Origin of the sequence: Caulobacter zeae, assembly GCF_002858925.1 — a bacterium.
GTDB lineage: Bacteria > Pseudomonadota > Alphaproteobacteria > Caulobacterales > Caulobacteraceae > Caulobacter > Caulobacter zeae.
The window spans coordinates 118,174-138,688 of record NZ_PJRS01000046.1 but is presented as its reverse complement, the minus strand read 5'-3'; the positions used below and the strand labels follow the sequence as shown (position 1 = coordinate 138,688).

The following is a 20,515-nucleotide window of genomic DNA, read 5'->3' as shown; positions in this document are numbered from 1 at the left end:
CGCCGCGCGGTCGAATTTCGGACGCCATCGAAGCGTGAGCACTCGCCGTCGGGCAATCTTCGGTGGCGGGCGATGGGGCGGGTGCGGACAGGCGCTGGACGATGGGCGATCGCGGTCCCCGCGGGCGTGGCGGCGAACCTGCTGCTGATCGGCCTGCTGATGCTGGCCGAGCGCGGGACGCCGCCTTCGGAGATCCCGCCCATGCTGTTCGAGATCGACAGGCTGGAGGACGAGCCGCCTCCCGCCGAGAAGCGCGCGCCGGCCAAGGCGTCGTCTTCCGCCCGGTCGCGCGAGGCGTCTTCACAGCGCCAGTCCGCGGCCGGCGCGGTTGGCGGGTCCGGCGAAGGAGAGGCCGCTCCGGCCGCCGGACCCGCTGCGCCGGCGATCGACCCGGCGTGGAAGCTCGACCCCAGGGACGTCGACCGCTGGAAGCTGATCGAGGGCAACCCGAACTTCCGCTGGGGCCGCTATCACCGTGCGTGCAAGGGCCTCTCCAGCGAGCACCTGACCGACGAGGAGAAGGACAAGTGCTGGGGCGGCTTCGCCGACAGGATCCCGAAGGAGAACGCCGATGCCGGCCCTCGCAAGCCGCCGAAGTTCGTGCCGCGGGGCGCGCCCCCGCCGCCCCCTCCCTATGCCGAGGAGGCCCGCAAGCAGTCGCGCTGCCGGGCCTATCGCGACGGCCGGGCCAGCCAGCCGCGGCTGCGCGACGGCCTGTGCTGACGCTTGCCCAGCGACCTCGCAGCCTCTACATCCGCCGTTCTACCCATGATGGAGGCCGCCATGATCAGCCAGACGGAAGACCGCTTCGTCCTTCCCGTTTCCCTGTTCGTGGTTTCCCATGCCTGCCTTCATCACTCTGGAATCCGTTTCCGCTGCCGCGCCTGACGGCCGCGTCCTCTTCGAAAACCTGAACCTGTCGGTCGGCGCCGAGCGCGTCGGCCTTGTCGGTCGCAACGGCGCGGGCAAGTCGACCCTGCTGGCGCTGATCGCGGGGCTGCGTGCGCCCCTGGCCGGCGCCGTCGCGCGCACGGGGACGATCGGCGTGCTCGACCAGACGCCCGACCTGCCGGAGGACGCGATCCTGGCCGACCGCCTGGGCGTGGGTGAAGCCTGGCGGCGGCTGTCGCGCATCGAGGCGGGGCAGGGCGACGACGTCGACTTCGCCGAGGCCGACTGGACCCTGCCGTCGCGGTTGGACGAGGCGCTGGCGGAGGTCGGCCTTCAGGGCCTGGATCCGGATCGTCCGGCCACGGCGCTCAGCGGCGGTCAGCAGACCCGCGCCGGCCTGGCGGCGTTGCTGCTGGCCGCGCCAGACCTGATCCTGCTGGACGAGCCGACCAATCACCTGGACGCCCAGGCCCGCGATCTGGTGGGGCAGGTGCTGGCCCGCTGGAAGGGCGGGGCGATCGTCGCCAGCCACGACCGGTCCCTGCTGCGCGGCATGGACCGCATCGTCGAGATCACCAGCCTGGGCGCGGCCAGCTATGGCGGCGGCTACGACCTCTATGCCGAGCGCAAGGCGGCTGAGGTCGAGGCGGCCGGGCGCGCGCTAGAGAGCGCCGAGCGCGACGAGCGCCGCGCCGCCCGCGAGGCCCAGGCCGCGCTAGAGCGCAAGGTCCGCCGCGACGCCGCCGGCAAGCGCTTCGCCGCCAAGGGATCGGAGCCCAAGATCCTGCTCGGGGCCCGGGCCGAGCGGGCCGAGAACACCGGCGGCAAGGAGCGCCGGCTGGCCGAACGCCTGCAGACCAGCGCCCGCGAGGCGGTGGAGACGGCGCAGGCCCGCGTCGAGCGCGCCCGGACCCTGGGCTTTGATTTGCCGCCGACCGGCCTGCCGGCGGGGCGGCTGGTGCTGGCCATGGAGGATGTCGCCTTCGCCTGGCCCGGCCGCCCAGCGGTGCTTTCGGGTGAGAGCCTGCGCATCGCCGGCCCCGAGCGGGTGGCCGTGCGCGGCCCCAACGGCGCGGGCAAGTCCACGCTGCTGAACCTCGCTGCCGGGGTGCTGGCGCCGACGGCGGGCACGGTGACGCGCGGCGTCCCGGCGGTGATGCTCGACCAGCAGCTGGCGATCCTGCGCGACGGCGAGACGCTGTTGCAGGCCTTCCTGCGCCTGCACCCCAGCGCCGATCGCAACCTGGCCCAGGCCGCCCTGGCCCGCTTCCTGTTCCGCAACAGCGCCGCCGACCGGCTGGCCGGCGCCCTGAGCGGCGGCGAGCGCCTGCGCGCGGCCCTGGCCTGCGTGCTGGCCGGCCCGACCCCGCCGCAGCTGCTGATCCTGGACGAGCCGACCAACCACCTGGACCTCGACTCGGTGGCGGCCGTGGAAGCGGCGCTGTCCGGCTACGACGGCGCGCTGCTGGTCGTCAGCCACGACGAGGATTTCCTGGAGGGGATCGGCGTGGAGCGGGCGGTGGGGCTTTAGCCGCCTGGCGGCGGCCCCCTCCGGCCCTCTGGGCAACCTCCCCCAGAGGGGAGGATCTGGAGCGCCGAGATGCTCCCCCTCTGGGGGAGCTGTCGCGGAGCGACTGAGGGGGAGCGCCGCAGGCGTTACCGCTTCACCCGCGCCTTCACCTCGGCGATCAGGGCGTCCAGCGTCTCCACCTGCTTGACCCCATACTTCTGCGCGGTGATGTCGACATTGCCCTTGCGCCAGAAGCCGTCGGGGCAAAGCACGACCAGCTTACCGGTCCGCGCGTGGAGGCCCATCTCCAGCAGGCTGATCGGCGCCTGCGAGCCCGGCGTCAGGTAGAGCACGATGACGTCGGCGGTTTCGAGCGCGGCCAGTTCCCATTCCACCTGGCGGCGGAACTCGGGCTCGTCGGCGACCGGCTTCCAGGCCGGGTTCCAGTCCGGACGGCGCGGGTTGAGGATCACCAGGTCCTGGTCGGCCAGGGCGGCGATCATCTGGGCCTGCCAGTCGACGGCCTTGCCCATGTCGATGCTGCCGCCCAGGAACACGCGCGGCTTGTCGTGCGCGACGGGCAGCGGCTCGGGCGAGGTCACGACGGTCGGGGCGGCCAGGGCGGCGGTCGTCATGGAGAGGCTCAGGGCGGCGATGAGAGCGGCGGCGCGGATCATGCCGTGGTTCTACGCCGGACGCACGCGGGCGGCCACGAAACTCGACGGAACAACGATTTCGAAGAGGAAAGTGGTGGCGGTGAGAGAGGGATTCGAACCCTCGATAGAGTTTCCCCTATACACGCGTTCCAGGCGTGCGCCTTCAACCACTCGGCCACCTCACCAGCGCACTCGGGTCGGGGGGGGTTGAGACCCCCGGCGCGGGAAGGGGCGCAATATACTCAGGCAGCGACTCGTAGCAAGCGCCGTTACGGGGTGAAAACGACGCTGCGACGACTTATATCGGCGGGCAAGGAACTCCCGCCTCCGAAAGGCCCCGCCATGCTGTTCAAGAAAAGCCTCGAGATGCCCACCGTCGACACCGCCCTGCCGGGGCGCGAGGCGGCGATCCCCACTGCGCAGACCCACTTCGTCAACGGCGCCCAGCTGAAGGGCCCCTATGCCGACGGCCTGGAGACGGCCGTGTTCGCCATGGGCTGCTTCTGGGGCGTCGAGCGCGTGTTCTGGAAGGTTCCGGGCGTGCTGGTCACCGCCGCCGGCTACGCCGCGGGCGTCACGCCGAACCCGACCTATGAAGAAGTCTGCTCGGGCCGTACCGGCCACACCGAAGTGGTGCTTGTGGTGTTCGATCCCAAGGTCGTCACCTACGAGGCCCTGCTGAAGGTGTTCTGGGAAAACCACGACCCGACCCAGGGCATGCGCCAGGGCAACGACATCGGCACCCAGTACCGCTCGGGCATCTATGCGACCAACGACGCCCAGGCCGCCGCCGCCGTGGCCAGCAAGGAAGCCTACCAGGTCGCCCTGTCGGCCCAGGGCCTGGGCGACATCACCACCGAGATCGCCGCCGCCGGCCCGTTCTACTTCGCCGAGGACTATCACCAGCAGTACCTGGCCAAGAACCCGGGCGGCTACTGCGGCATCGGCGGCACCGGCGTGACCTGCCCGATCGGCGTAGGCGTCGAGGCCTGATGAGCCCCGAGGCCTTTCACGCCGCCGCCATGGCGCTGCCGGCGGCGACCGTGACCGTCCAGTGGGGCGACGACCAGGTCTACAAGGTCGGCGACAAGATGTTCGCCGTCATGGGGCCGGGCGCGGCCCAGGGCGGGGTGTCGTTCAAGGTCTCGGACGTCGCCTTCGAGGTGCTGACGCAGACGCGGCGGGCGATCCCGGCGCCGTATCTCGCCCGCGCCAAGTGGGTGAAGCTCGACGACCTGGCCTCGTTCGACGACGCCGAGGTCGCCGACTGGCTGAAGACGGCGCATGCGCTGGTCGCGGCCAAGCTGACGAAGAAGGTGCGGGTGCAACTGGGGCTGTAAGAGAAATCCTCCCCCGCTGGGGGAGGTGGCCGGAGGGGGGGACGTTTTCAGCTTTCGAGGCGTTTGAAAGTCTTCCCCCCACCGATCGCTGCGCGATCGCCTCCCCCACAGGGGGAGGTTCCTTTCGACTAGATCCGATCCTCCGGCGGCTCCTGCGCACCGTTCCGCATGTGCGGGCCGTGCACCACCGGCTGGCGCTCGAGGATCTGCCTGACCTTGCGGACGGCCACCGAGGCGCGGCTGCGGCGCTGGCGCCAGACCAGCAGGACCAGCGCCCCGACGCTGGCGGTCAGGAAGGCGATGGGGCCCAGCAGCCAGGCGGCCGCCGCCAGGGCGAAGTAGTAGCCGCGCACCCCAGCGTTGAAGGCCGACAGGGCCGGGTTGAGGATGCCGCCGGCGGCCTCGGCATATTCGGCCAGTACGGCGGGCGGGGCCCACATCGGCGTCGCGCCGATGGCGGCCAGGCAATAGTTCATCTGGCGCAGCGCCCAGATGAAGTCGAGCAGTCCCCGGGCCAGCGTCAGCAGCACGAGGCCCAGCTTGATCTGGAACATCACCGGCGTGGTCTCGGCCAGCACCTTGAGGCCCTCGACGCTCTTGAGCGCCGCGTCGCCGCCGAACAGCACGCCGGCCGCCGCGGCGATCAGGATCAGGTTTGACGAGGCGAAGAAGCTGGCCGAGTTGATGGCGTGGCCCAGGAGCTGGCCGTCCAGCAGGGCGACCTCGCGCACCGCCATCTCGGTCATCCACCGGCGACGGATCACCGTCATGTCGGTGTTGATCAGGTTCTTGCCCTGGCCCAGGCGCCGCAGCAGCGGCTCGTAGAACAGCCAGGCGAAGACGAAGAGGCTGATGGCCAGGATGTCGAGAATCGGCATGAAGGGCGCTGCGCAGGAACAAGAGTCGACGACAGGGGATATCCGGCGGGGCGCGCGGGTCAATCCTCGGCGATCAGGCTGTGTCTTGCGGTGTCACGCAACAGGACCGAGACGACCAGGCCCACCGTCATGATCGCGGCGACATAGAGGTAGAAGCCGCTCTCGATCCCGCCGTGCTTGAAGGCCAGGCCGACCATCTCGGCGGTGCCGCCGAACAGCACGTTGGCGACCGCGTAGGGGAGGGCCACGCCCAGGGCGCGCACGTGGGCCGGGAACAGCTCGGCCTTCACCACGGCGCTGATCGAGGTGTAGCCCGACTGGAAGGTCATGCCGACGATGATCAGGGCCAAAGCGACGCCGATGGAGTCGGTGGCGGCGATGCCGCTCATGATCGGCCAGATGGTCAGGGCCCCGCCGGCATAGGCGGCGATCAGCAGCGGCTTGCGGCCCACCTTGTCCGACAGCCAGCCGGCGAGCGGCTGCATCAGCATGAATACGATCATGCTGATCGCGCTGATCTCGGAGGCGGCGGCCTTGTCGAACCCGGCCGTGTTGACCAGGAACTTCTGCATGTAGGTGGTGTAGACGTAGAAGGTCAGCGAGCCGCCGGCGGTTAGGCCCAGGATCATCAGGGTCTCGCGCGGGTGACGGCGCAGCAGCGGCGCGATCAGGGTGGCGAAGAAGGCCACCAGGAAGGCGCCGGCCAGCACCTGGGGCAGGAGGCCCGGCCGCGCCAGCACCCACCCGCCGGCCGCCAGGGTCAGCACGAAGAACAGGCTGGCGAGGTTGCGCTGGGCCTTGCCGATGCCCTCGGCCGGCTTGTCGGCGGCCTTGAACGAGGCGCTTTCGTCCAGCCCCCGGCGGATCCAGAACACCACTACGGCCAGTAGCGCCCCGATCACGAACGGGATGCGCCAGCCCCACGCGGCCAGGTCGTCCTTGTGCAGCAGGCGTTGCAGGATGATCAGCACGGCCAGCGCGATCAGCTGGCCGGCGATCAGGGTCACGTAGTGGAAGCTGGACCAGAAGCCGCGGCGGCTCTTGCCGGCCATCTCGCTCATATAGGTGGCGCTGGCGCCGTATTCGCCGCCCACCGACAGGCCTTGCAGCACGCGGGCGATCAGCAGCACGGCCGGGGCGAAAAGGCCGATGGTCTTGTAGTCGGGGGTGAGGGCGATAATCAGCGCCCCGGCGCACATCAGCGACACCGAGACGGACAGGGCCGCGCGGCGTCCCGAGCGGTCGGCGTAGTGCCCCATCAACCAGGCTCCGACGGGGCGGGCCACGAACCCCAGGAAGAACACCGCCGCCGCCTGAAGCAGCTGCACGGTCTGGTCGCCCTTGGGGAAGAAGTGCGGGGCGAAATAAAGGGTGAAGGCGGCGTAGGCGAACCAGTCGTACCATTCGACCAGGTTGCCGGCCGAGCCGCCGAGTATGGCCCGGGCCCGCTGCGCCGAGGTCAGGGTCACGGCGGCGGGCTGCGGCGCGGCGGCGTCGGTCATGCGGGCTCCCTGGTCGGCGCGAGGCCGTTGGAGGAACCTTATGCGCGTTCGCCGCCGCGCTCCAAGAGGGGCGTCAGATCCTGCCGATGAGCACCAGGATGATGATGATCACCAGAACCAGGCCAAGACCGCCGCTGGGGAAGTAGCCCCACGAGCGGCTGTGGCCCCAGGTGGGCAGGGCGCCGATCAGCGCCAGGATCAGGATGATGATGAGGATCGTGCCGAGCATTCGGGTCTCCCATGTGTGCCGGCGAACCGCGTTCGGCGCGCCTGGACTTCGGGGAGGGAATGCGGCCTGTGCGGCGACGGTTCCGCCGCCGCCTGTTCGGGTCAGCCGCTGGGGGCGTCCTCGGCCTTGCGCAGGCCGTTGGCCCACAGGGCGCCGATCACCGCGCCCTTGACCCGGGGCAGCAGCATCAGGGTCAGGGCCGCCAGCGGCAGGATGGTCAGCGGCGCGACCAGCCACGGCGAGGCCTGCCAGATGAACGGGAACAGCAGCAGCGGGGCTACGAACAGGTGGCCGACGATCAGGATCGTGAAGTAGGCGGGACCGTCGTCGGCGGGGTAGGCGGCCAGGTGGTGTCCGCAGGCCTCGCAGTCGAACTCGACCTTCAGGTAGCGCGAATACAGCTTGCCCTCGCCGCAGTTGGGGCAGCGATGGCGGACGCCTCTCTTCATGCCGGTAAGGACGCTGGGTACGGGTCGGTCGGTCATGGCGTCCATATGGCTCCGGCGACGCTCGGCGCAAATGGCGCTTTCGGTCGCATGTGCGCTTTGGAAGCGGATATTCAGCCTGCAAATAGGCGATGGCTGAAAGAATTCATCCTCCGCGAGCGTCGCGCGCGAATGAATTTGCCGGCAAGGTTAATGGCGGGCGGCTTCCGGTTAAGCTTTTGATACAGAACGTCGTCATGTGACTTTACTTGCCATGACGAAGGCAAGTCTGGCGCAGCATTGCGGCCAAGGTGGGGCGGCGCGTCAGCCTCGCGGCGAGACGCGCCGTCGCCAGCGTCCTACTTGGCGTCGCGCGCAGTGTCGGCGACCGCGCGGCCGGCGGCCGAGACGTCGCGGCCCACGCCTTCGATGGTGTTGCAGGCCGAGACCAGCAGGGCGGCCGCGGCGGCGGCGAGGACGATGATCTTGCGCATGGGCGTTTCCCAAATGAAAAGGCGCGCGGAGCTTAGCCGCCCCGCGCGCCGCTTCAAGGTCGAGTTCTCGACCAAATTAGGGCGGGAGCCGGATCAGCGGATCCGACGGATCGAGCTGACGCGGTCGTTCATGTCGCGCGGGAAAAGGCCCATGTCGGCCGACACCCGCCAGCAGCGGCCGCGGAAGTAGATGTCGTCGCACAGCTCCCACTCGCCGCGACGGATCTGGATCGACGAGGCCTTGTCGTTGAAGCCGATCTGCGTGAAGTCGGGCATGTCGCCGCGCACCTCGTAGGCGCGGCCGCCGTAGCCGGCGTGCTCGAAGATCACCGCGTCCGCGCCGCGACCGCCGCCCCAGCCGGAGCCGGGACCGCCCGGACCGCCGGGACGACCGCCGCCACGGACGCACACGAGGCGACCGTCCTGGTTCTCCATCTCGCGGCAGTCGGCGCTGGCGGTCGACCACTGCCAGCGGCCGCGACGGTCGCGGCACTCGGCGGTGATCTCGCCGCGGCGGACGTTGATGTTGCGGCAGCTCTGTTCGTAGGAGCCGCGGGGGCGTTCCTCATAGCGGTCGCCGCGGCCGGGGCCTTGGGCGAGGGCAGGGGCCGCCGTGGCGGCGAGGGCGCTCGTCGCGGCGATCAGGGCGATGACGGTGCGCATGGCGAAGGTCTCCCGAAGGGCCGGCGTCGAGGCCGGTTGATGCAGCCAAGCTAGTATCGCGACGCGTGAACGTGACCTGAATGAAAACCTTGTAACAAAAGGGGCCTCGGCGGCGGGAGCGGGCCTGGCTTCGTCGAACGGCGCCTTGAGAAGGCCGCGCTTGATCGCCATTCTCCTGGCCATGCGCACCGCCGTCCTCGCCCTTCCTGTCCTGGCCATGCTCGCCGTCGCCGGCGGCGCTGTCGCCCAGCAGTCCCGGCCCGAGCCCACTCCCGTCTCGCCTGTGACGGTGATGCCGCCGACCCTGCCGCCGAAGGTGACCGCCACCTGGCCCGCGGCCGGCCAGGCCGTGGCCCCGGGGATCCTGGTTCTGAAGGTCAGCTTCGACCAGAAGATGCTGCCCGGCGCCTGGAACTACGCGGCGGTCGCCGGCGGCGAAAAGCCCGAATGCGTCCGCGCGCCGCGCCTGCTGAACGACGGCCGGACCTTCGTCCTGCTGTGCAGCACCAAGCCGGGCAAGAGCTATGCGGTCACGTTCAACGGCGTGCGCGAGGGCGGCTTCGCCAACGAGGCCGAGAACCCCGCCCTGACCGCCGAGCTGGCCTTCTCGACCAGCAAGGATCCGTCGATCTACACGCTGAAGTCCGCCATGAAGGCCGCCAGCCTGAAGGACGACGAGGCCCCGATCCAGGAAGCGCCCAAGCTTGTCGCCACGACGCCGTGAGCCGACGATCACGCGTTGTTTCGGAACCGTTACAAACCGGGCTGCGTTGGATGATCGGGCAGGGGCCCTCCGACGGAGCGCATTATGAAGACCAAGTTTGCTTACCTCGCCGCCGCCGCGACCCTTTCGATGGCTGGCGCCGCTTACGCTCAAGACGCTGCTCAGCCGCCGGCCGATCCGGTCGCCGCGCAACCGCCGGCCGCCAGCACGCAGGCGCCGGAATCGACCACCAGCAGCACCACGACCACCACCACCACGACCCCGGCTGACAGCAGCGCCGCGGCCGCCAGTTCGGCCGGCACGCCGTCGTCCGCCAACGTCTCGGCCGACGTCGCCGTCGGCGCCGAGATCAAGGACCCGGCCGGCGCCGTGGTCGGCACCGTCAGCGGCACCTCGACCGGCGCCGATGGCTCGGCCAACGTCGTTGTCAGCAGCGGCGACAAGAAGTTCGCCCTGCCCAAGGCCAGCCTGAGCGCCGGCGCCGATGGCAGCATCAGCACCACGGCCACCAAGGCCCAGATCGACGCCGCCCTGGCCGGCGCCGCCGCTCCCAAGTAACGGGGGCGAAGGCAGGGGCGAAATAACACCGTCCCTTCTTCCGAACACGCACGAGGCCCGCCCGGCATTGCCGAGCGGGCCTCACGCTGCTAGCGATGCAGCGTAACTTCGGCGGTCTCCGCCAGTCCGCTGACATGAGGTGTGTCGGATGGCTCCGGCCAGGAAATCCAAGGCGCGTGGTTCTGGCGCGTTGTTCTGGGATCTGTTGACCTTCGACCGACTGGTGACCGGGCCGGTCATCCACCTGATCTACTGGGCGGGCCTGGGCGTCGTGGCCCTGTTCGCCTTTTCCGTCGTCGGCGCGGCCGTGGGCCTGGCGCTGAAGGAGCGCGGGGTCGCCTCGCTGCTGCTGGCCTTCCCGGTGCTGATCGCCGGCCTGCTGGTCGCCGCCGGCATGGTGCTGCTGTGGCGCGCCTTCTGCGAGTTCTATGTCGCCGTCTTCCGCATCAGCGAAGACCTGCGCGCCCTGCGCCAGGCCAACGACGCCGACCACGCCGTGGCCTCCAGCGTCCGCGGTCCGGGCGGCTAAGGCTGCAAAACTCGTCCTTCGACAAGCTCGGGATGAGGTTTTCTACAGCCAGGCCCGCACTATGGTCCTCAGCCTGAGCCTGTCGAAGGGCGAGGACCACGCACGGCGTTGACCACTAGCGCCTGAACGCCTCCACCAGCGCCGCCGCGGCCGCCTTGGGCCGGCCCGCATCGTCGAACGGCGCGGGAGCGTCCGACGCGTTCTCCTTCTTCAGCCACGAATCCTTGTCGCGCAGGCCCCACAGGGTGAAGGCGAAGCGCTGGCGCTGCGGCAGGGCCATGAACGCCTCGGCCGCCTCGCCGTAGGTGCGGGCCTGGCGGCGCTCCAGCTCGGCGCGGCCCAGGAGCTTGTTGTCCGAGCGCACCAGCGACACGTCGAGCTCCGAAAGGTGGATAGGCAGGCCAAGGCTGGCCAGGTCCTTCATCATCGTGGTGATCTCGCCGGGGCGGATGTCGGCGGCGACGTGCATCTGCGTGCCGATGCCGGTCAGGGGCGCGCCCGAGGCCAGCAGGCGCTCGGCCAGCTTCAGGAAGGTGGCCCGCTTCCGGGGCATGTATTCGAGATTGTAGTCGTTGAGCAGCAGCGTCGCGCCCGGATCGGCCTCTCGCGCCGTGCGGAAGGCCAGGGCGATGTGCTCGAAGTCGCCAAGGCGCTTGGACCACAGGCTGGTGCGCCAGCCGTCGCCGTCTTCGGCCACGGCCTCGTTGACCACGTCCCAGCCGACCACCTTGCCGCGATAGCGGCCGGCCACGGCCAGGATGTAGTTGCGATAGGCCTGCTCGAAGCTGACCCGGTTCTCGTCCAGCCGCTCGAAGGCTTCCGGCGCCTGGGCGTACCAGACCAGCACGTGGCCCAGCAGGGCCATGCCGTTGGCCTGGGCGAAGGCGGCGATCCTGTCGGGCGCGTCGAAGCGGAACGAGCCGTCCGGCTGGACGATGTATTCCATCTTCATCTGCCATTCGGGCGTCAGCTGGCTGACCTGCCGGCGCAGCAGGGCGGCGAGCGCTGGGTCGTCCAGGTGCAGGGCCTGGACCGAGGATCCGATCCGGAACGGCGCGATCGTCTTCAGCGGGGCCAGATTGGCCGGGACCGGCTGGCTTTGCGCCTTCTGGCCGCAGGCGGCCAGCGCCAGGCTGGAGCCGAGCACGGCGCGGCGTGAGACGTCGGACATGGAACCCTCGCGGCGATCTGTCGCAAGGAAAGCACGGGGAGGTTGGGGAAGGGTGAAGGGAAACTCCCCCACAGGGGGAGGTTCGTTGCTAGCGCCCGCCCATCGCCGCGCGGCGCAGGCCCAGTTCGTCGAGGGCGGCCATTTCCAGCTTGCCGACCTTCTTGGCCAGGGCCGCCTTGGCGGTCTCGGCGACGTGCTCGTATTTCTTGAGGTTCTCGAAGGCCATCGATAGGGCGTCGCGGGCGCCGATTTCCTCGATGCTGATCTGGTCGATCTCGAGCAGGGTCTCGGTGCGCCGCACCTCCAGGCCCTTGCGGTAGCCGACCATGTACCAGCCGGCCGCGGCGTCGCCCTCGGCGTTGCGCATCTCGATCTCGGCTTCGGCGTCCATCGTGGCCAGCTTCATCTGCGCGGCCTCGCGGCGGTCGACCACCTCGGCCAGGCGCTTCTGCAGCGTCTCGACCTCGTGGTTCGAGAGGCGGATCAGGGAGGCGGCCCACTTGGTCATGCTGGCTTACTCGGTACGGAAAGCGCGCTCTGAGCGGATTCAGGCGGCGCTTTGGAGAATCTGGCCGAGGAAGTTGAACGAATCGTCAAGACTCGTGGCTTCGTCGGGGTTCTGGCTGAGGAAGGCCTCGACAGCCGGATTGAGCTGGATGGCCCGGTCGACGGTGGGATCCGCGCCGGCGCGATAGGCGCCGATGCGGATCAGCTCTTCCATGTTGGAATAGGCCGACAGCACCTGGCGGGCGGATTTGACGATGTCGCGCTCGTGCGGCAGCTGGCAGCCCGGCATGGTCCGGCTGATCGACTTCAGCACGTTGATGGCCGGGAAGCGGCCGCGCTCGGCGATCGAACGCTCCATGACGATGTGGCCGTCGAGGATACCGCGCGCGGCGTCGGCGATCGGCTCGTTGTGGTCGTCGCCGTCCACCAGCACGGTGAAGAGCGCGGTGATCGGCGCGGCCGTGGTGCCGTCGGCGCGGATGGGGCCAGGTCCAGCCCGCTCAAGGAGTTTGGGCAGCTCGGTGAAGACGGTGGGCGTATAGCCCTTGGTGGTCGGCGGCTCGCCGGCGGCCAGGCCGATCTCGCGCTGGGCCATGGCGAAGCGGGTCACCGAGTCCATCAGGCAAAGGACCTCTTGATCCTGGTCGCGCAGGAACTCGGCGACGGCCAGGGTCATGTAGGCGGCCTGGCGGCGGGTCAGGGCCGGCTCGTCCGAGGTGGCGACCACGACGATGGCGCGGCGCAGGCCTTCCTCGCCAAGGGTCTCCTCGATGAACTCGCGCACCTCGCGGCCGCGTTCGCCGATCAGGCCGACGACGACGGCGTCGCAGGTGGCTTCCTTGGCCAGCATCGACAGCAGCACCGACTTGCCGACGCCCGAGCCGGCGAAGATGCCCAGGCGCTGGCCGCGGCAGGTGGTGGTGAAGACGTTCATCGACCGCACGCCCAGGTCCAGGCGCTCGCCCACCCGGCCGCGGGCGTGGGCGGGCGGCGGCGGGGTCTTCAGCGGATAGGGAACCTCGCCTTGCGGCAGCGGGCCAAGACCGTCGATCGGCTCGCCGAAGGCGTTGATGATGCGGCCCAGCCACGCCTTGGTCGGACGCACGGTGGCGCCTTCGGGCATGATGCGGATCTCGGCGCCGGGGGCCACGCCCTCGACCGGGCCGAACGGCATGAGCAGGGCGCGGGTCTCGCGGAAGCCGACGACCTCGGCCGGCAGCACCGGGGCGCCGATGCGCTCGATCTCGACCCGGGCGCCGACCGCCAGGCGCGTCAGACCGCCGCGAGCCTCGATCAGGAGGCCGTTGACGGCCGCCACGCGTCCGAAGACGGTCAGCGGGTCAAGACGTTCGACGGCGGCGATGAGACTGCGCAAGACGGCTCCTGGAAGCGACCCGCGCAGACTCGGTCATCATGGTTAATCGGGCATGAAATTCAGCGTTCGCCGACGCCCAGATGGGTGGCGAAGAATGTCGCAACCCGGGCGTTGAAATCAGCGTGGAAAGCAGCCCTGTCGAAGCCCGGAGCGCCTGCGCACAAAGGGGTTGGCAGTTGCTTGGCCGCCTGCGGGCCGCACGGGACCAGGAAGTCGAAATGTCGCGCCCCCGGCACGACGCGATAGTCGTGGGCGCGGGGCAGCGCGCGGTGCACGGCCTCGGCGTAGTCGGGATCCGGCAGGATCTCGTCGTCGGCCGCCTTCCACAGTTGCAGCGGCTGGGTGACGCCCTCCAGGCCCTTCTTGCCGAAAGTGAAGCCGAGCGCGGGCGCGGCCGAGACCACGGCCTTGATCCGCGTGTCGTGGGTCCAGGTCGTGGTCAGCGCGCTTGCCGGCAGCGGCTTGCCGGCGCTGAGGCGGCAATCGTAGTTGGCTGGGTGCTTCAGACAGTGTTCCGGGAAGGTCGCCGCCAGGTTCGGCTGGCCGCCGGCCGCCGCCAGCACCGTGAAGCCGCCCGACGAGAAGCCGAAGGCGCCGACCTTGGCCGGATCGATCCGCGCGTGCATCGGCGAGGCGTCCAGCATGTAGCCGATCAGCACGGAAAGCTGGCGGGGGCGGTCGGCCATGTCCAGCGCCCGGCTCTGGTCGCGGTAGTTGTCGCCGGTGTGGGTCAGGGCGGCGACGACGAAGCCCCTCCTCACCAGGGCGGCGGCGGTGTCGTAGTGGCCGCCGAACCAGCCGCCGTTGCCGTGCGACATGACCACCAGCGGCAGATGCTCGCCGGCGACCGGCGCGCCGGCGGCGACGGGCAGGTTCTCCATGCCGCCGGCCGGGGCGGTCTCGGCCGTGTCGGTGGGGTACCAGACCCCGACCTCGATCGGCGCGCCGCCAGGATCGGGCGCGGACAGGCGCATGAAGCCGACATGCGGCTCGGAGGCCCAAGCGGTGGTGGAGACGGCGCCGGCGAAGGCGAGGGTGGCGAACAGGGCGAGAAGGCGAGGGGAACGCATGGAGGGCTCCGGTTGGCGATGTCCCCTCGATGCGGCCCTAGCCCTTGCGTCGCCACGCCTCATGCGTGAATGGGCGAATGGGTTCGCCAAGCGGCGAACGGCGCTATAGATCGGCCATGACCGCCAGAACGCCCGTCCTGGGAACCGCCCGCGAATGGGCGATCGACCTTTCCGTCGCCACGGCGGTGGGGGTGTTCCTGGGCGTGGTCGGGCCGTTCGGCAGCTACTTCAACGGCTCCGTCCTCGTGCGCGCGTTCTATTGGACGGGCTGCTTCTGGGCCGGGATCGTGATCTTCGGCCTTTCGATCCGCCTGGCGATCGCCGGGGCCGAGCGGCTGAAGGTTCCCGCCTGGGTGATGGTCGGCGGGGCGATCCTGGTCGGCTGTGGTTTGCAGACCGCGGTCGTGGCGCCGCTGGCCACCAGCCTGTGGCCGTTTCTCAAGCGCCTGTCGCCGCTGGATTGGTACGGCCAGTGCCTGGCGATCTCGGCGCCGATCGCGGCGGGTTTCACCTGGCTGCGCGCCCGGCTGCAGGCGGCGCGGGTGGTCCCGGTCATCCCCGGGGCGCCGGCCGAGCCGTCCGTGTCGCCCTCCCGCGTCCTCTATCTAAAGATGGAGGATCATTACGTCCGGGTTCGCACCGAAACCGGCTCGCGGCTGGAGGCCGGACCGCTGTCGCGGGTGCTGGCGGGGCTGTCGGGCCTGGACGGATTGCAGGTCCACCGCTCGTGGTGGGTGGCGCGGCGGGCGGTGGTCGGGGTCGAGCGCGACGGCCGAAACCTGCGGCTGCGGCTGGTCGACGGCGAGGCCGCGCCCATCGCGCGGGCCTCGGTGGCCCGCCTGCGGGCGGCCGGCTGGCTGACCGACGGGGAATCGGCCGCGACCGGGTGACGCGGGAAAGCGCCTGTCCAGCTTTCGACCGCACGCGGCCCGCACGCGGAGGGCGAAAAAATGGGTGGGAAATTCTCGCGACAGAACGCCGCAATCTCGCCCTAAAGACGAACGGAGCCTTGAGGCTTCTTAACGCGGTAACGGCGTCCGATCCCCTGTTAACCCTTGGTTTTGCTGGCTTTTCACCATGCCAAGGCAGAGCTTGAAAACCGCCTGCGGCCAATGTGCGCAACGGTTTTCTGGGCGCTTGCACCCGATTCGCAAATCATATTAACCATTTCGCCAGACGACGCGTTCACCATTAACCAGTCTTAAATTAACTGTCCGCCAGACTGGTGGACGGGTTTCACCGGCGGTTGTCCGCCTAGCTGTCGAATAAGCGCCGCCTCAGGGCGGGGAGGGTTTCATGCGGGTACTGTTGATCGAGGATGACAGCGCCACCGCGCAGACGATCGAGCTGATGCTGAAGTCGGAGGGCTTCAACGTCTACACGACCGACCTGGGCGAAGAAGGCGTCGACCTGGGCAAGATCTATGACTACGACCTGATCCTGCTCGACCTGAACCTTCCCGACATGAGCGGCATCGACGTGCTGCGCACCCTGCGCGTGGCCAAGGTCAACACGCCGATCATGATCCTGTCGGGCACGGCCGAAATCGACACGAAGGTTAAGACCTTCGCCGGCGGCGCCGACGACTACATGACCAAGCCCTTCCACAAGGACGAGATGATCGCCCGCATCCACGCGGTGGTCCGTCGTTCGAAGGGTCACGCCCAGTCGGTCATCAAGACCGGCGACATCATCGTCAATCTGGACGCCAAGACGGTGGAAGTGAACGGCAACCGCGTTCACCTGACCGGCAAGGAATACCAGATGCTGGAGCTGCTCTCCCTGCGCAAGGGCACGACCCTGACCAAGGAGATGTTCCTCAACCACCTGTACGGCGGCATGGACGAGCCGGAACTGAAGATCATCGACGTCTTCATCTGCAAGCTGCGCAAGAAGCTGGCGGCCTCGGCCCAGGGCAAGCACCACATCGAAACCGTCTGGGGCCGCGGCTACGTGCTGCGCGACCCGAACGAACAGGTCAGCGCCGCCTGATTTTTCGCCAGCGCGAAACCCGAAATTCGACAGAAGACGCCCGCTGCTCGCAGCGGGCGTTTTTCTTTGTCCGCTCGCGTTTTCCGAGCCAGGACAATGGGTTAACCATATCCGTGACAAAACGTCCAAAGCACCGGATAGTCCTTGATCGGCGGCCCCTGCGCCGTCATGTTCCGGCCCGACGATTGCTGGGGGGCTTCCCGGCCGTGCTGTTTCTGTACGAAAACGGCATCGCTACCGAACGGGGGACCGATGCAGGAATTTGATCCGCGACGCCCGACGTGGCGTCTCGCGCCGCGGCTCTTTACCGCCGTCGCCGGCTTGGCCGCCCTGGCCCTGGGCTGGAAGCTGACGGCGGGCGACGCCCCGTCGACCGTCGTGGCCGCCCACGCGCCGCTGGACGCGGCCGCCATGGTGGCCCTGCAACACGTCGCCTTCGCCCAGGCCGAGGCCCAGCCCGGCTTCGACCGTCCTGAAACCGTTTCCGTCAAGGTTCGCCCCGGCGAGACCCTGCAAGGCGCCGTGCAGCGCTCGGGCGTCGGCGCCGACGAGGCCAGCCAGGTGGTCAGCACGCTGCAGAGCGCCATGGACACGGTCAACATCAAGGCCGGCATGGCCTTTGAGGCCGCCATCGCCCGCCGCCGCGACAACGACCGCGGCCCGGCCCGGCTGGTCGGCCTGTCGATGCGCACCAGCCCGTCATCGACCGTCACCGTGTCGCGCACCTTCGACGGCGCGCTGAAGCTGCGCGAGATCGAGGAACAGGTCCGCGACGAGACCAAGGTCTCGTGCGGGGCCATGAACGGGTCGTTCTACGAGAGCGTGGCGGCCGTCGGCGGCAGCCCGGCCGTGATCAGCCAGGCGGCCAAGCTGTTCTCGCACAAGATCGACTTCTCGCGCGACATCAAGGACGGCGACCAGTTCTGCCTGGTGTTCGACCGCAAGGTCACCGAGAGCGGCCGCACCATCGAGGCCGGCGACCTGGAGTACGCCGAGGTCAAGGGCCAGCGCTTCTACGCCTTCGAGCGCGACGGCAAGACCCAGTTCTTCGACGAGAGCGGCAAGAACATCAAAGGCTTCCTGCTGCGCACCCCGGTCGACGGGGCCCGCATCACCTCGACCTTCGGCATGCGCCGCCACCCGATCCTGGGCTATGCTCGCGGCCACAAGGGCGTCGACTTCGGCGCCGGCACCGGCACCCCGATCCTCGCCGCCGGCGACGGCGTGGTGCTGGAGGCCAAGCGCTGGGCCGGCTACGGCAACTGGCTGCGGATCCGCCACGCCGGCAACTGGGACACCGGCTACGCCCACATCTCGCGCTACGGCAAGGGCGTCCGCCCGGGCATGCGCGTCTCGCAGGGCCAGGTCGTGGCCTATGTCGGCTCGACCGGCATGTCGACCGGCCCGCACCTGCACTACGAGGTCTGGCTGAACGGCCAGCGCGTCAACCCGATCGGCGCCAAGGTGCCGCAGGGCACGGTGCTGTCGGGGGGCGAGCTAGCGGCCTTCAAGGCCAAGAAGGCCCGCGTCGACACCCTGCTGGCCCAGGCCGGCCGGGAAGACAGCAACTACGCCCAGGCCTCCAACGAGACCAGCAAGGACACCCCGCGCCTGGCCCTGGCCGAGCTGAAGTCGCCCAACACCAGCCGGCTGCGCTAGCGCGACAGCGCGGCCAGCCCGCCCATCAGCGGATCGCTGTGCGAGTGTCGTCCTGACTCCGCGCGTCCAGCGGCGCGGCGGCGCCAGGACGGGCGCTCTTCGCAGCGGGCCGACAGGTCGTACCAGTCGACGCCCGCCTGCCATTCGCGACCCCGCGTCTCCCCCGCCGCCAGCGTCACCGTCCAGGGCTTGGACTTCAGGAAGCCGACCGACTCGACGGTCACCGTGCGCGCCTCCGAACTGGTGTTGTAGAGGGTCATCCCCACCGTCTTCCCGCTGGGGTTGGGGACGATCAGCCATTCCAGCCCGTCGGACGGCTCGCCCGCATAGTGCCGGTGGAAGCTGTTGGGACCCAGCAGCCAGAGGTCGTAGGCGCCGGCCGGCCAGGCGTCCTCGAGCCGTCCGCCCGCGCCCAGGGTGTAGCGGCGCGGCGCCTGGTCCAGGCGCAGGCGGTCATAGACGTGCAGCACGGCCCCGGCGGCGCCGGGATTGTTCAGGACCAGGCTCGCCGCGCCGTCGCCGATCCCGGCGTTGACCTCCAGTCGGTAGGGCAGCGCGCGCGAGTTGCGCATGCCGCTTTCCTGATAGGGCGCCCGGACCGCGGTCGGCGTCGGCGGGGTCGTCGTGTTCTTCTTGCGGGCGGCGAACCGCGCCGCCCTGGCCAGGGTCTGCATGTCCTGCATCGCGGCGGGAGGGTCGGCGTTCGGCGTCGCGAAGTTGAAGCACGAGGTCAGGTCGCCGCACACCGACCGCCGCCACGGCGAGATGTTGGGCTCGGCCACGCCGAAGCGGGCCTCCAGGAAGCGGATCACCGAGGTGTGGTCGAAGACCTCGCTGTTGACCCAGCCGCCGCGGCTCCAAGGCGAGATCACGTACATCGGCACCCGCGGTCCCAGGCCGTAGGGGCGGCCCATTAGGTCGTCACGCTCGGCCTTGGCCTCGGTCGGATTGCGCACGAGGTGATACTCGCCGGCCGTATCCACGGTCGAGCCGCCCAGGTCCTTGCCGGCGGCGTCGCGCGAGGGCGGGGCGGGCGGTGGAACGTGGTCGAAGAAGCCGTCGTTCTCGTCGAACATCACCAGCAGCGCCGTTTTCGCCCAGACCTTGCTGTTCAAGGTCAGGGCGTCGAGCACCCGGGCCAGATAGAAGGCGCCCTGGGCGGGGCTGGATGGCCCCGGATGCTCGGAGTCGGCGGCCGGGGCGATGATCCACGAGACCTGGGGCAGGCGCCCGGACAGCACGTCCTGGCGCAGCCCGTCGAGGTGCCAGGTCGACAGGGCCAGGTCCTTGAGCCGCTGATCCGAGCCGGGGGCGCCGGCATGGGCGGCGCGATAGGCCGCGAACCCCGCCAGGGGGTTGTCGGTGAAGTTGTCGGCCATGTCCTGGTAGATGCGCCAGCTGACGCCGGCCTCCAGCAGCCGTTCGGGATAGGTGGTCCAGCGGTAGGACTCGGCCGCGCCGCCCTTGTCCGGAAAATCGTCGTGCGAGTTCGAGATCGACGGCCCGCCGGCCTGGCCCGCGCCGTCGTTGGTTCCGCTCCACAGGAACAGGCGGTTGGTGTTGGTGCCGGTCTGGGTCGAGCAGTGATAGGCGTCGCACAGGGTGAATTCGTGGGCCAGGGCGTACTGGAAGGGGATTTCGGCCTTGGTGTAGTAGCCCATGGAGTGGGGCCGCTTGGCGACCGGCCAGCGGTCCATGCGTCCTTCGTCCCAGGCGTCCTGGGCGTCGGCCCAGCCATGCGGCGTGCCCTCGACGCGGATCAGGTCGCCCAGCGGGCCGCTGTTCAGCGCGAAGGGCGCGATCACGTCCGGGCCGCCTTGCTGGCCATAGGCCTGGAGGAACGCCGTGCCGTCCTTGCGGCCGGCTGCGTCGCGCACCGGGACGGGGAAGCGGTCGCCAAAGCCGCGCACCCCGGCCATGGCCCCGAAATAGTGGTCGAAGCTGCGGTTCTCCTGCATCAGGATCACCACGTGCTCCACGTCCTGGATCGTACCCGTGCGGTCGTCGGCGTCGATCGCGGCGGCGCGGGCCAGGGTCGAGGCGAGGAAGGTCGGCAGGGCGCCGGCGGCGGCTCCGCCCAGCAGCAGGCCGCGGCGATCGATGTCGGACAAGGCGAATCTCCCCCTCTGGAGCACTGCCGGTAGCATGTCGCGCCTGGCGATCTCGTGACAGCGCGCACAAGGGCGGCCCCGTGGTTGAAGCCCCGCGGCGAGGAGCCTAGAAGCTGGGCGCAGACATGATCGCCGCCCCGCTTGCCGTGGGGCGGCGATGCTTTTTCCGACAAGGCCCGCCCCCGTGACCTCGCCTAGCGTGACCTCCCCCCGCGCCGACCTCTACCGTGA

At 69.7% G+C, this 20,515-nt stretch carries 23 protein-coding genes and 1 tRNA gene; 11 read left to right on the top strand and 13 right to left on the bottom strand.

Annotation, left to right across the window (positions count from 1 at the left end):
* Positions 1-126: 126 nt before the first annotated feature.
* Genes SGCZBJ_RS22675 through SGCZBJ_RS22665 form a run of 3 tightly spaced genes read left to right on the top strand, consistent with a single transcriptional unit; the run spans position 127 to position 2,422 of the window.
* Positions 127-723 (top strand): hypothetical protein, encoded by a 597-nt coding sequence (locus SGCZBJ_RS22675; protein WP_101720179.1) that lies wholly within the window; start codon positions 127-129, stop codon positions 721-723.
* Between the two features lie 48 nt (positions 724-771).
* Complete coding sequence (locus tag SGCZBJ_RS22670) at positions 772-888, top strand: hypothetical protein (protein WP_101720233.1); 117 nt, start codon at positions 772-774, stop codon at positions 886-888.
* Entirely contained in the window at positions 842-2,422 is a 1,581-nt protein-coding gene (locus tag SGCZBJ_RS22665; protein ID WP_101720178.1) for an ABC-F family ATP-binding cassette domain-containing protein, read from the top strand. Before SGCZBJ_RS22670 ends, SGCZBJ_RS22665 begins: the two co-directional genes overlap by 47 nt.
* Positions 2,423-2,547: 125 nt before the next feature.
* Here the strand turns inward: SGCZBJ_RS22665 and SGCZBJ_RS22660 are convergent, their stop codons facing one another.
* Positions 2,548-3,078, bottom strand: coding sequence for a nucleoside 2-deoxyribosyltransferase domain-containing protein (locus tag SGCZBJ_RS22660; protein WP_101720177.1), 531 nt, complete (start codon positions 3,076-3,078; stop codon positions 2,548-2,550).
* 74 nt (positions 3,079-3,152) lie between these two features.
* Positions 3,153-3,242: transfer RNA gene (locus SGCZBJ_RS22655), tRNA-Ser, on the bottom strand.
* 157 nt (positions 3,243-3,399) lie between these two features.
* On the opposite strand from SGCZBJ_RS22655, the gene msrA reads away from it, so the two are divergent.
* Together msrA and SGCZBJ_RS22645 are read left to right on the top strand one after the other, a co-directional pair.
* The gene (msrA, locus tag SGCZBJ_RS22650; protein WP_101720176.1) at positions 3,400-4,050 is read left to right on the top strand and encodes a peptide-methionine (S)-S-oxide reductase MsrA; all 651 of its coding nucleotides are present in this window, start codon (positions 3,400-3,402) and stop codon (positions 4,048-4,050) included.
* A complete protein-coding gene (locus SGCZBJ_RS22645) occupies positions 4,050-4,397 on the top strand; it encodes an MmcQ/YjbR family DNA-binding protein (RefSeq protein ID WP_101720175.1) in 348 nt (115 codons plus the stop codon). The genes msrA and SGCZBJ_RS22645 overlap by 1 nt, the downstream gene beginning before the upstream one ends.
* Positions 4,398-4,525: 128 nt before the next feature.
* Here SGCZBJ_RS22645 and SGCZBJ_RS22640 read toward each other — a convergent pair whose 3' ends face one another.
* The 6 genes from SGCZBJ_RS22640 to SGCZBJ_RS22615 all read right to left on the bottom strand — a co-directional run bounded on the left by SGCZBJ_RS22640 (position 4,526) and on the right by SGCZBJ_RS22615 (position 8,588).
* On the bottom strand, positions 4,526-5,275 hold the full coding sequence (locus SGCZBJ_RS22640; protein WP_101720174.1) for a DUF599 domain-containing protein: 750 nt from the start codon (positions 5,273-5,275) through the stop codon (positions 4,526-4,528).
* A 59-nt stretch (positions 5,276-5,334) separates the two neighbouring features.
* Entirely contained in the window at positions 5,335-6,777 is a 1,443-nt protein-coding gene (locus SGCZBJ_RS22635; protein WP_101720173.1) for an MFS transporter, read from the bottom strand.
* A gap of 73 nt (positions 6,778-6,850) precedes the next feature.
* Positions 6,851-7,006: a DUF3309 family protein gene (locus tag SGCZBJ_RS22630; protein ID WP_058347217.1), complete on the bottom strand. Its 156-nt coding sequence runs from the start codon at positions 7,004-7,006 to the stop codon at positions 6,851-6,853.
* A 101-nt stretch (positions 7,007-7,107) separates the two neighbouring features.
* Entirely contained in the window at positions 7,108-7,500 is a 393-nt protein-coding gene (locus SGCZBJ_RS22625) for a DUF983 domain-containing protein (protein ID WP_101720172.1), read from the bottom strand.
* A 290-nt stretch (positions 7,501-7,790) separates the two neighbouring features.
* Positions 7,791-7,925, bottom strand: a complete 135-nt coding sequence (locus SGCZBJ_RS22620) for an entericidin A/B family lipoprotein (RefSeq protein ID WP_101712307.1) — start codon at positions 7,923-7,925, stop codon at positions 7,791-7,793.
* 93 nt (positions 7,926-8,018) lie between these two features.
* On the bottom strand, positions 8,019-8,588 hold the full coding sequence (locus SGCZBJ_RS22615) for a beta/gamma crystallin-related protein (protein WP_101720171.1): 570 nt from the start codon (positions 8,586-8,588) through the stop codon (positions 8,019-8,021).
* Positions 8,589-8,748: 160 nt separating this feature from the next.
* Here SGCZBJ_RS22615 and SGCZBJ_RS22610 point away from each other — a divergent pair, with 160 nt between their 5' ends.
* From SGCZBJ_RS22610 to SGCZBJ_RS22600, 3 genes are all read left to right on the top strand, one after another.
* Positions 8,749-9,312, top strand: coding sequence for an Ig-like domain-containing protein (locus SGCZBJ_RS22610; RefSeq protein ID WP_338065471.1), 564 nt, complete (start codon positions 8,749-8,751; stop codon positions 9,310-9,312).
* Positions 9,313-9,396: 84 nt separating this feature from the next.
* Positions 9,397-9,870 (top strand): hypothetical protein, encoded by a 474-nt coding sequence (locus SGCZBJ_RS22605; RefSeq protein WP_101720170.1) that lies wholly within the window; start codon positions 9,397-9,399, stop codon positions 9,868-9,870.
* A gap of 148 nt (positions 9,871-10,018) precedes the next feature.
* Positions 10,019-10,399, top strand: coding sequence for a DUF4282 domain-containing protein (locus SGCZBJ_RS22600; RefSeq protein WP_101720169.1), 381 nt, complete (start codon positions 10,019-10,021; stop codon positions 10,397-10,399).
* 115 nt (positions 10,400-10,514) lie between these two features.
* Here SGCZBJ_RS22600 and SGCZBJ_RS22595 read toward each other — a convergent pair whose 3' ends face one another.
* The 4 genes from SGCZBJ_RS22595 to SGCZBJ_RS22580 all read right to left on the bottom strand — a co-directional run bounded on the left by SGCZBJ_RS22595 (position 10,515) and on the right by SGCZBJ_RS22580 (position 14,522).
* The gene (locus SGCZBJ_RS22595) at positions 10,515-11,570 is read right to left on the bottom strand and encodes an endo-1,4-beta-xylanase (RefSeq protein WP_101720168.1); all 1,056 of its coding nucleotides are present in this window, start codon (positions 11,568-11,570) and stop codon (positions 10,515-10,517) included.
* Between the two features lie 88 nt (positions 11,571-11,658).
* Entirely contained in the window at positions 11,659-12,078 is a 420-nt protein-coding gene (locus SGCZBJ_RS22590) for a flagellar export protein FliJ (protein ID WP_101720167.1), read from the bottom strand.
* A 39-nt stretch (positions 12,079-12,117) separates the two neighbouring features.
* Positions 12,118-13,452, bottom strand: coding sequence for a flagellar protein export ATPase FliI (gene fliI, locus SGCZBJ_RS22585; protein ID WP_101720166.1), 1,335 nt, complete (start codon positions 13,450-13,452; stop codon positions 12,118-12,120).
* Positions 13,453-13,511: 59 nt separating this feature from the next.
* Positions 13,512-14,522, bottom strand: coding sequence for an alpha/beta hydrolase family protein (locus SGCZBJ_RS22580; protein ID WP_205685458.1), 1,011 nt, complete (start codon positions 14,520-14,522; stop codon positions 13,512-13,514).
* A 116-nt stretch (positions 14,523-14,638) separates the two neighbouring features.
* Between SGCZBJ_RS22580 and SGCZBJ_RS22575 the strand changes: the two genes are divergently transcribed.
* From SGCZBJ_RS22575 to SGCZBJ_RS22565, 3 genes are all read left to right on the top strand, one after another.
* Complete coding sequence (locus SGCZBJ_RS22575) at positions 14,639-15,412, top strand: LytTR family DNA-binding domain-containing protein (RefSeq protein ID WP_101720165.1); 774 nt, start codon at positions 14,639-14,641, stop codon at positions 15,410-15,412.
* 406 nt (positions 15,413-15,818) lie between these two features.
* A complete protein-coding gene (ctrA, locus tag SGCZBJ_RS22570; protein WP_058347205.1) occupies positions 15,819-16,514 on the top strand; it encodes a response regulator transcription factor CtrA in 696 nt (231 codons plus the stop codon).
* A gap of 252 nt (positions 16,515-16,766) precedes the next feature.
* Positions 16,767-18,173 (top strand): M23 family metallopeptidase, encoded by a 1,407-nt coding sequence (locus tag SGCZBJ_RS22565; protein ID WP_101720164.1) that lies wholly within the window; start codon positions 16,767-16,769, stop codon positions 18,171-18,173.
* On the opposite strand, the gene SGCZBJ_RS22560 is transcribed toward SGCZBJ_RS22565, so the two are convergent.
* Positions 18,170-20,284: a phosphocholine-specific phospholipase C gene (locus SGCZBJ_RS22560; RefSeq protein WP_101720163.1), complete on the bottom strand. Its 2,115-nt coding sequence runs from the start codon at positions 20,282-20,284 to the stop codon at positions 18,170-18,172. The genes SGCZBJ_RS22565 and SGCZBJ_RS22560 overlap by 4 nt on opposite strands.
* Positions 20,285-20,515: the final 231 nt, after the last annotated feature.

Coding starts and splice junctions, on each gene's coding strand:
- SGCZBJ_RS22670 (WP_101720233.1), top strand. CDS start 772: ATGGAGGCCGCCATGATCAGCCAGACGGAAGACCGCTTCGTCCTTCCC.
- SGCZBJ_RS22665 (WP_101720178.1), top strand. CDS start 842: ATGCCTGCCTTCATCACTCTGGAATCCGTTTCCGCTGCCGCGCCTGAC.
- SGCZBJ_RS22660 (WP_101720177.1), bottom strand. CDS start 3,078: ATGATCCGCGCCGCCGCTCTCATCGCCGCCCTGAGCCTCTCCATGACG.
- msrA (WP_101720176.1), top strand. CDS start 3,400: ATGCTGTTCAAGAAAAGCCTCGAGATGCCCACCGTCGACACCGCCCTG.
- SGCZBJ_RS22645 (WP_101720175.1), top strand. CDS start 4,050: ATGAGCCCCGAGGCCTTTCACGCCGCCGCCATGGCGCTGCCGGCGGCG.
- SGCZBJ_RS22640 (WP_101720174.1), bottom strand. CDS start 5,275: ATGCCGATTCTCGACATCCTGGCCATCAGCCTCTTCGTCTTCGCCTGG.
- SGCZBJ_RS22635 (WP_101720173.1), bottom strand. CDS start 6,777: ATGACCGACGCCGCCGCGCCGCAGCCCGCCGCCGTGACCCTGACCTCG.
- SGCZBJ_RS22630 (WP_058347217.1), bottom strand. CDS start 7,006: ATGCTCGGCACGATCCTCATCATCATCCTGATCCTGGCGCTGATCGGC.
- SGCZBJ_RS22625 (WP_101720172.1), bottom strand. CDS start 7,500: ATGGACGCCATGACCGACCGACCCGTACCCAGCGTCCTTACCGGCATG.
- SGCZBJ_RS22620 (WP_101712307.1), bottom strand. CDS start 7,925: ATGCGCAAGATCATCGTCCTCGCCGCCGCCGCGGCCGCCCTGCTGGTC.
- SGCZBJ_RS22615 (WP_101720171.1), bottom strand. CDS start 8,588: ATGCGCACCGTCATCGCCCTGATCGCCGCGACGAGCGCCCTCGCCGCC.
- SGCZBJ_RS22605 (WP_101720170.1), top strand. CDS start 9,397: ATGAAGACCAAGTTTGCTTACCTCGCCGCCGCCGCGACCCTTTCGATG.
- SGCZBJ_RS22600 (WP_101720169.1), top strand. CDS start 10,019: ATGGCTCCGGCCAGGAAATCCAAGGCGCGTGGTTCTGGCGCGTTGTTC.
- SGCZBJ_RS22595 (WP_101720168.1), bottom strand. CDS start 11,570: ATGTCCGACGTCTCACGCCGCGCCGTGCTCGGCTCCAGCCTGGCGCTG.
- SGCZBJ_RS22590 (WP_101720167.1), bottom strand. CDS start 12,078: ATGACCAAGTGGGCCGCCTCCCTGATCCGCCTCTCGAACCACGAGGTC.
- SGCZBJ_RS22580 (WP_205685458.1), bottom strand. CDS start 14,522: ATGCGTTCCCCTCGCCTTCTCGCCCTGTTCGCCACCCTCGCCTTCGCC.
- SGCZBJ_RS22575 (WP_101720165.1), top strand. CDS start 14,639: ATGACCGCCAGAACGCCCGTCCTGGGAACCGCCCGCGAATGGGCGATC.
- ctrA (WP_058347205.1), top strand. CDS start 15,819: ATGCGGGTACTGTTGATCGAGGATGACAGCGCCACCGCGCAGACGATC.
- SGCZBJ_RS22565 (WP_101720164.1), top strand. CDS start 16,767: ATGCAGGAATTTGATCCGCGACGCCCGACGTGGCGTCTCGCGCCGCGG.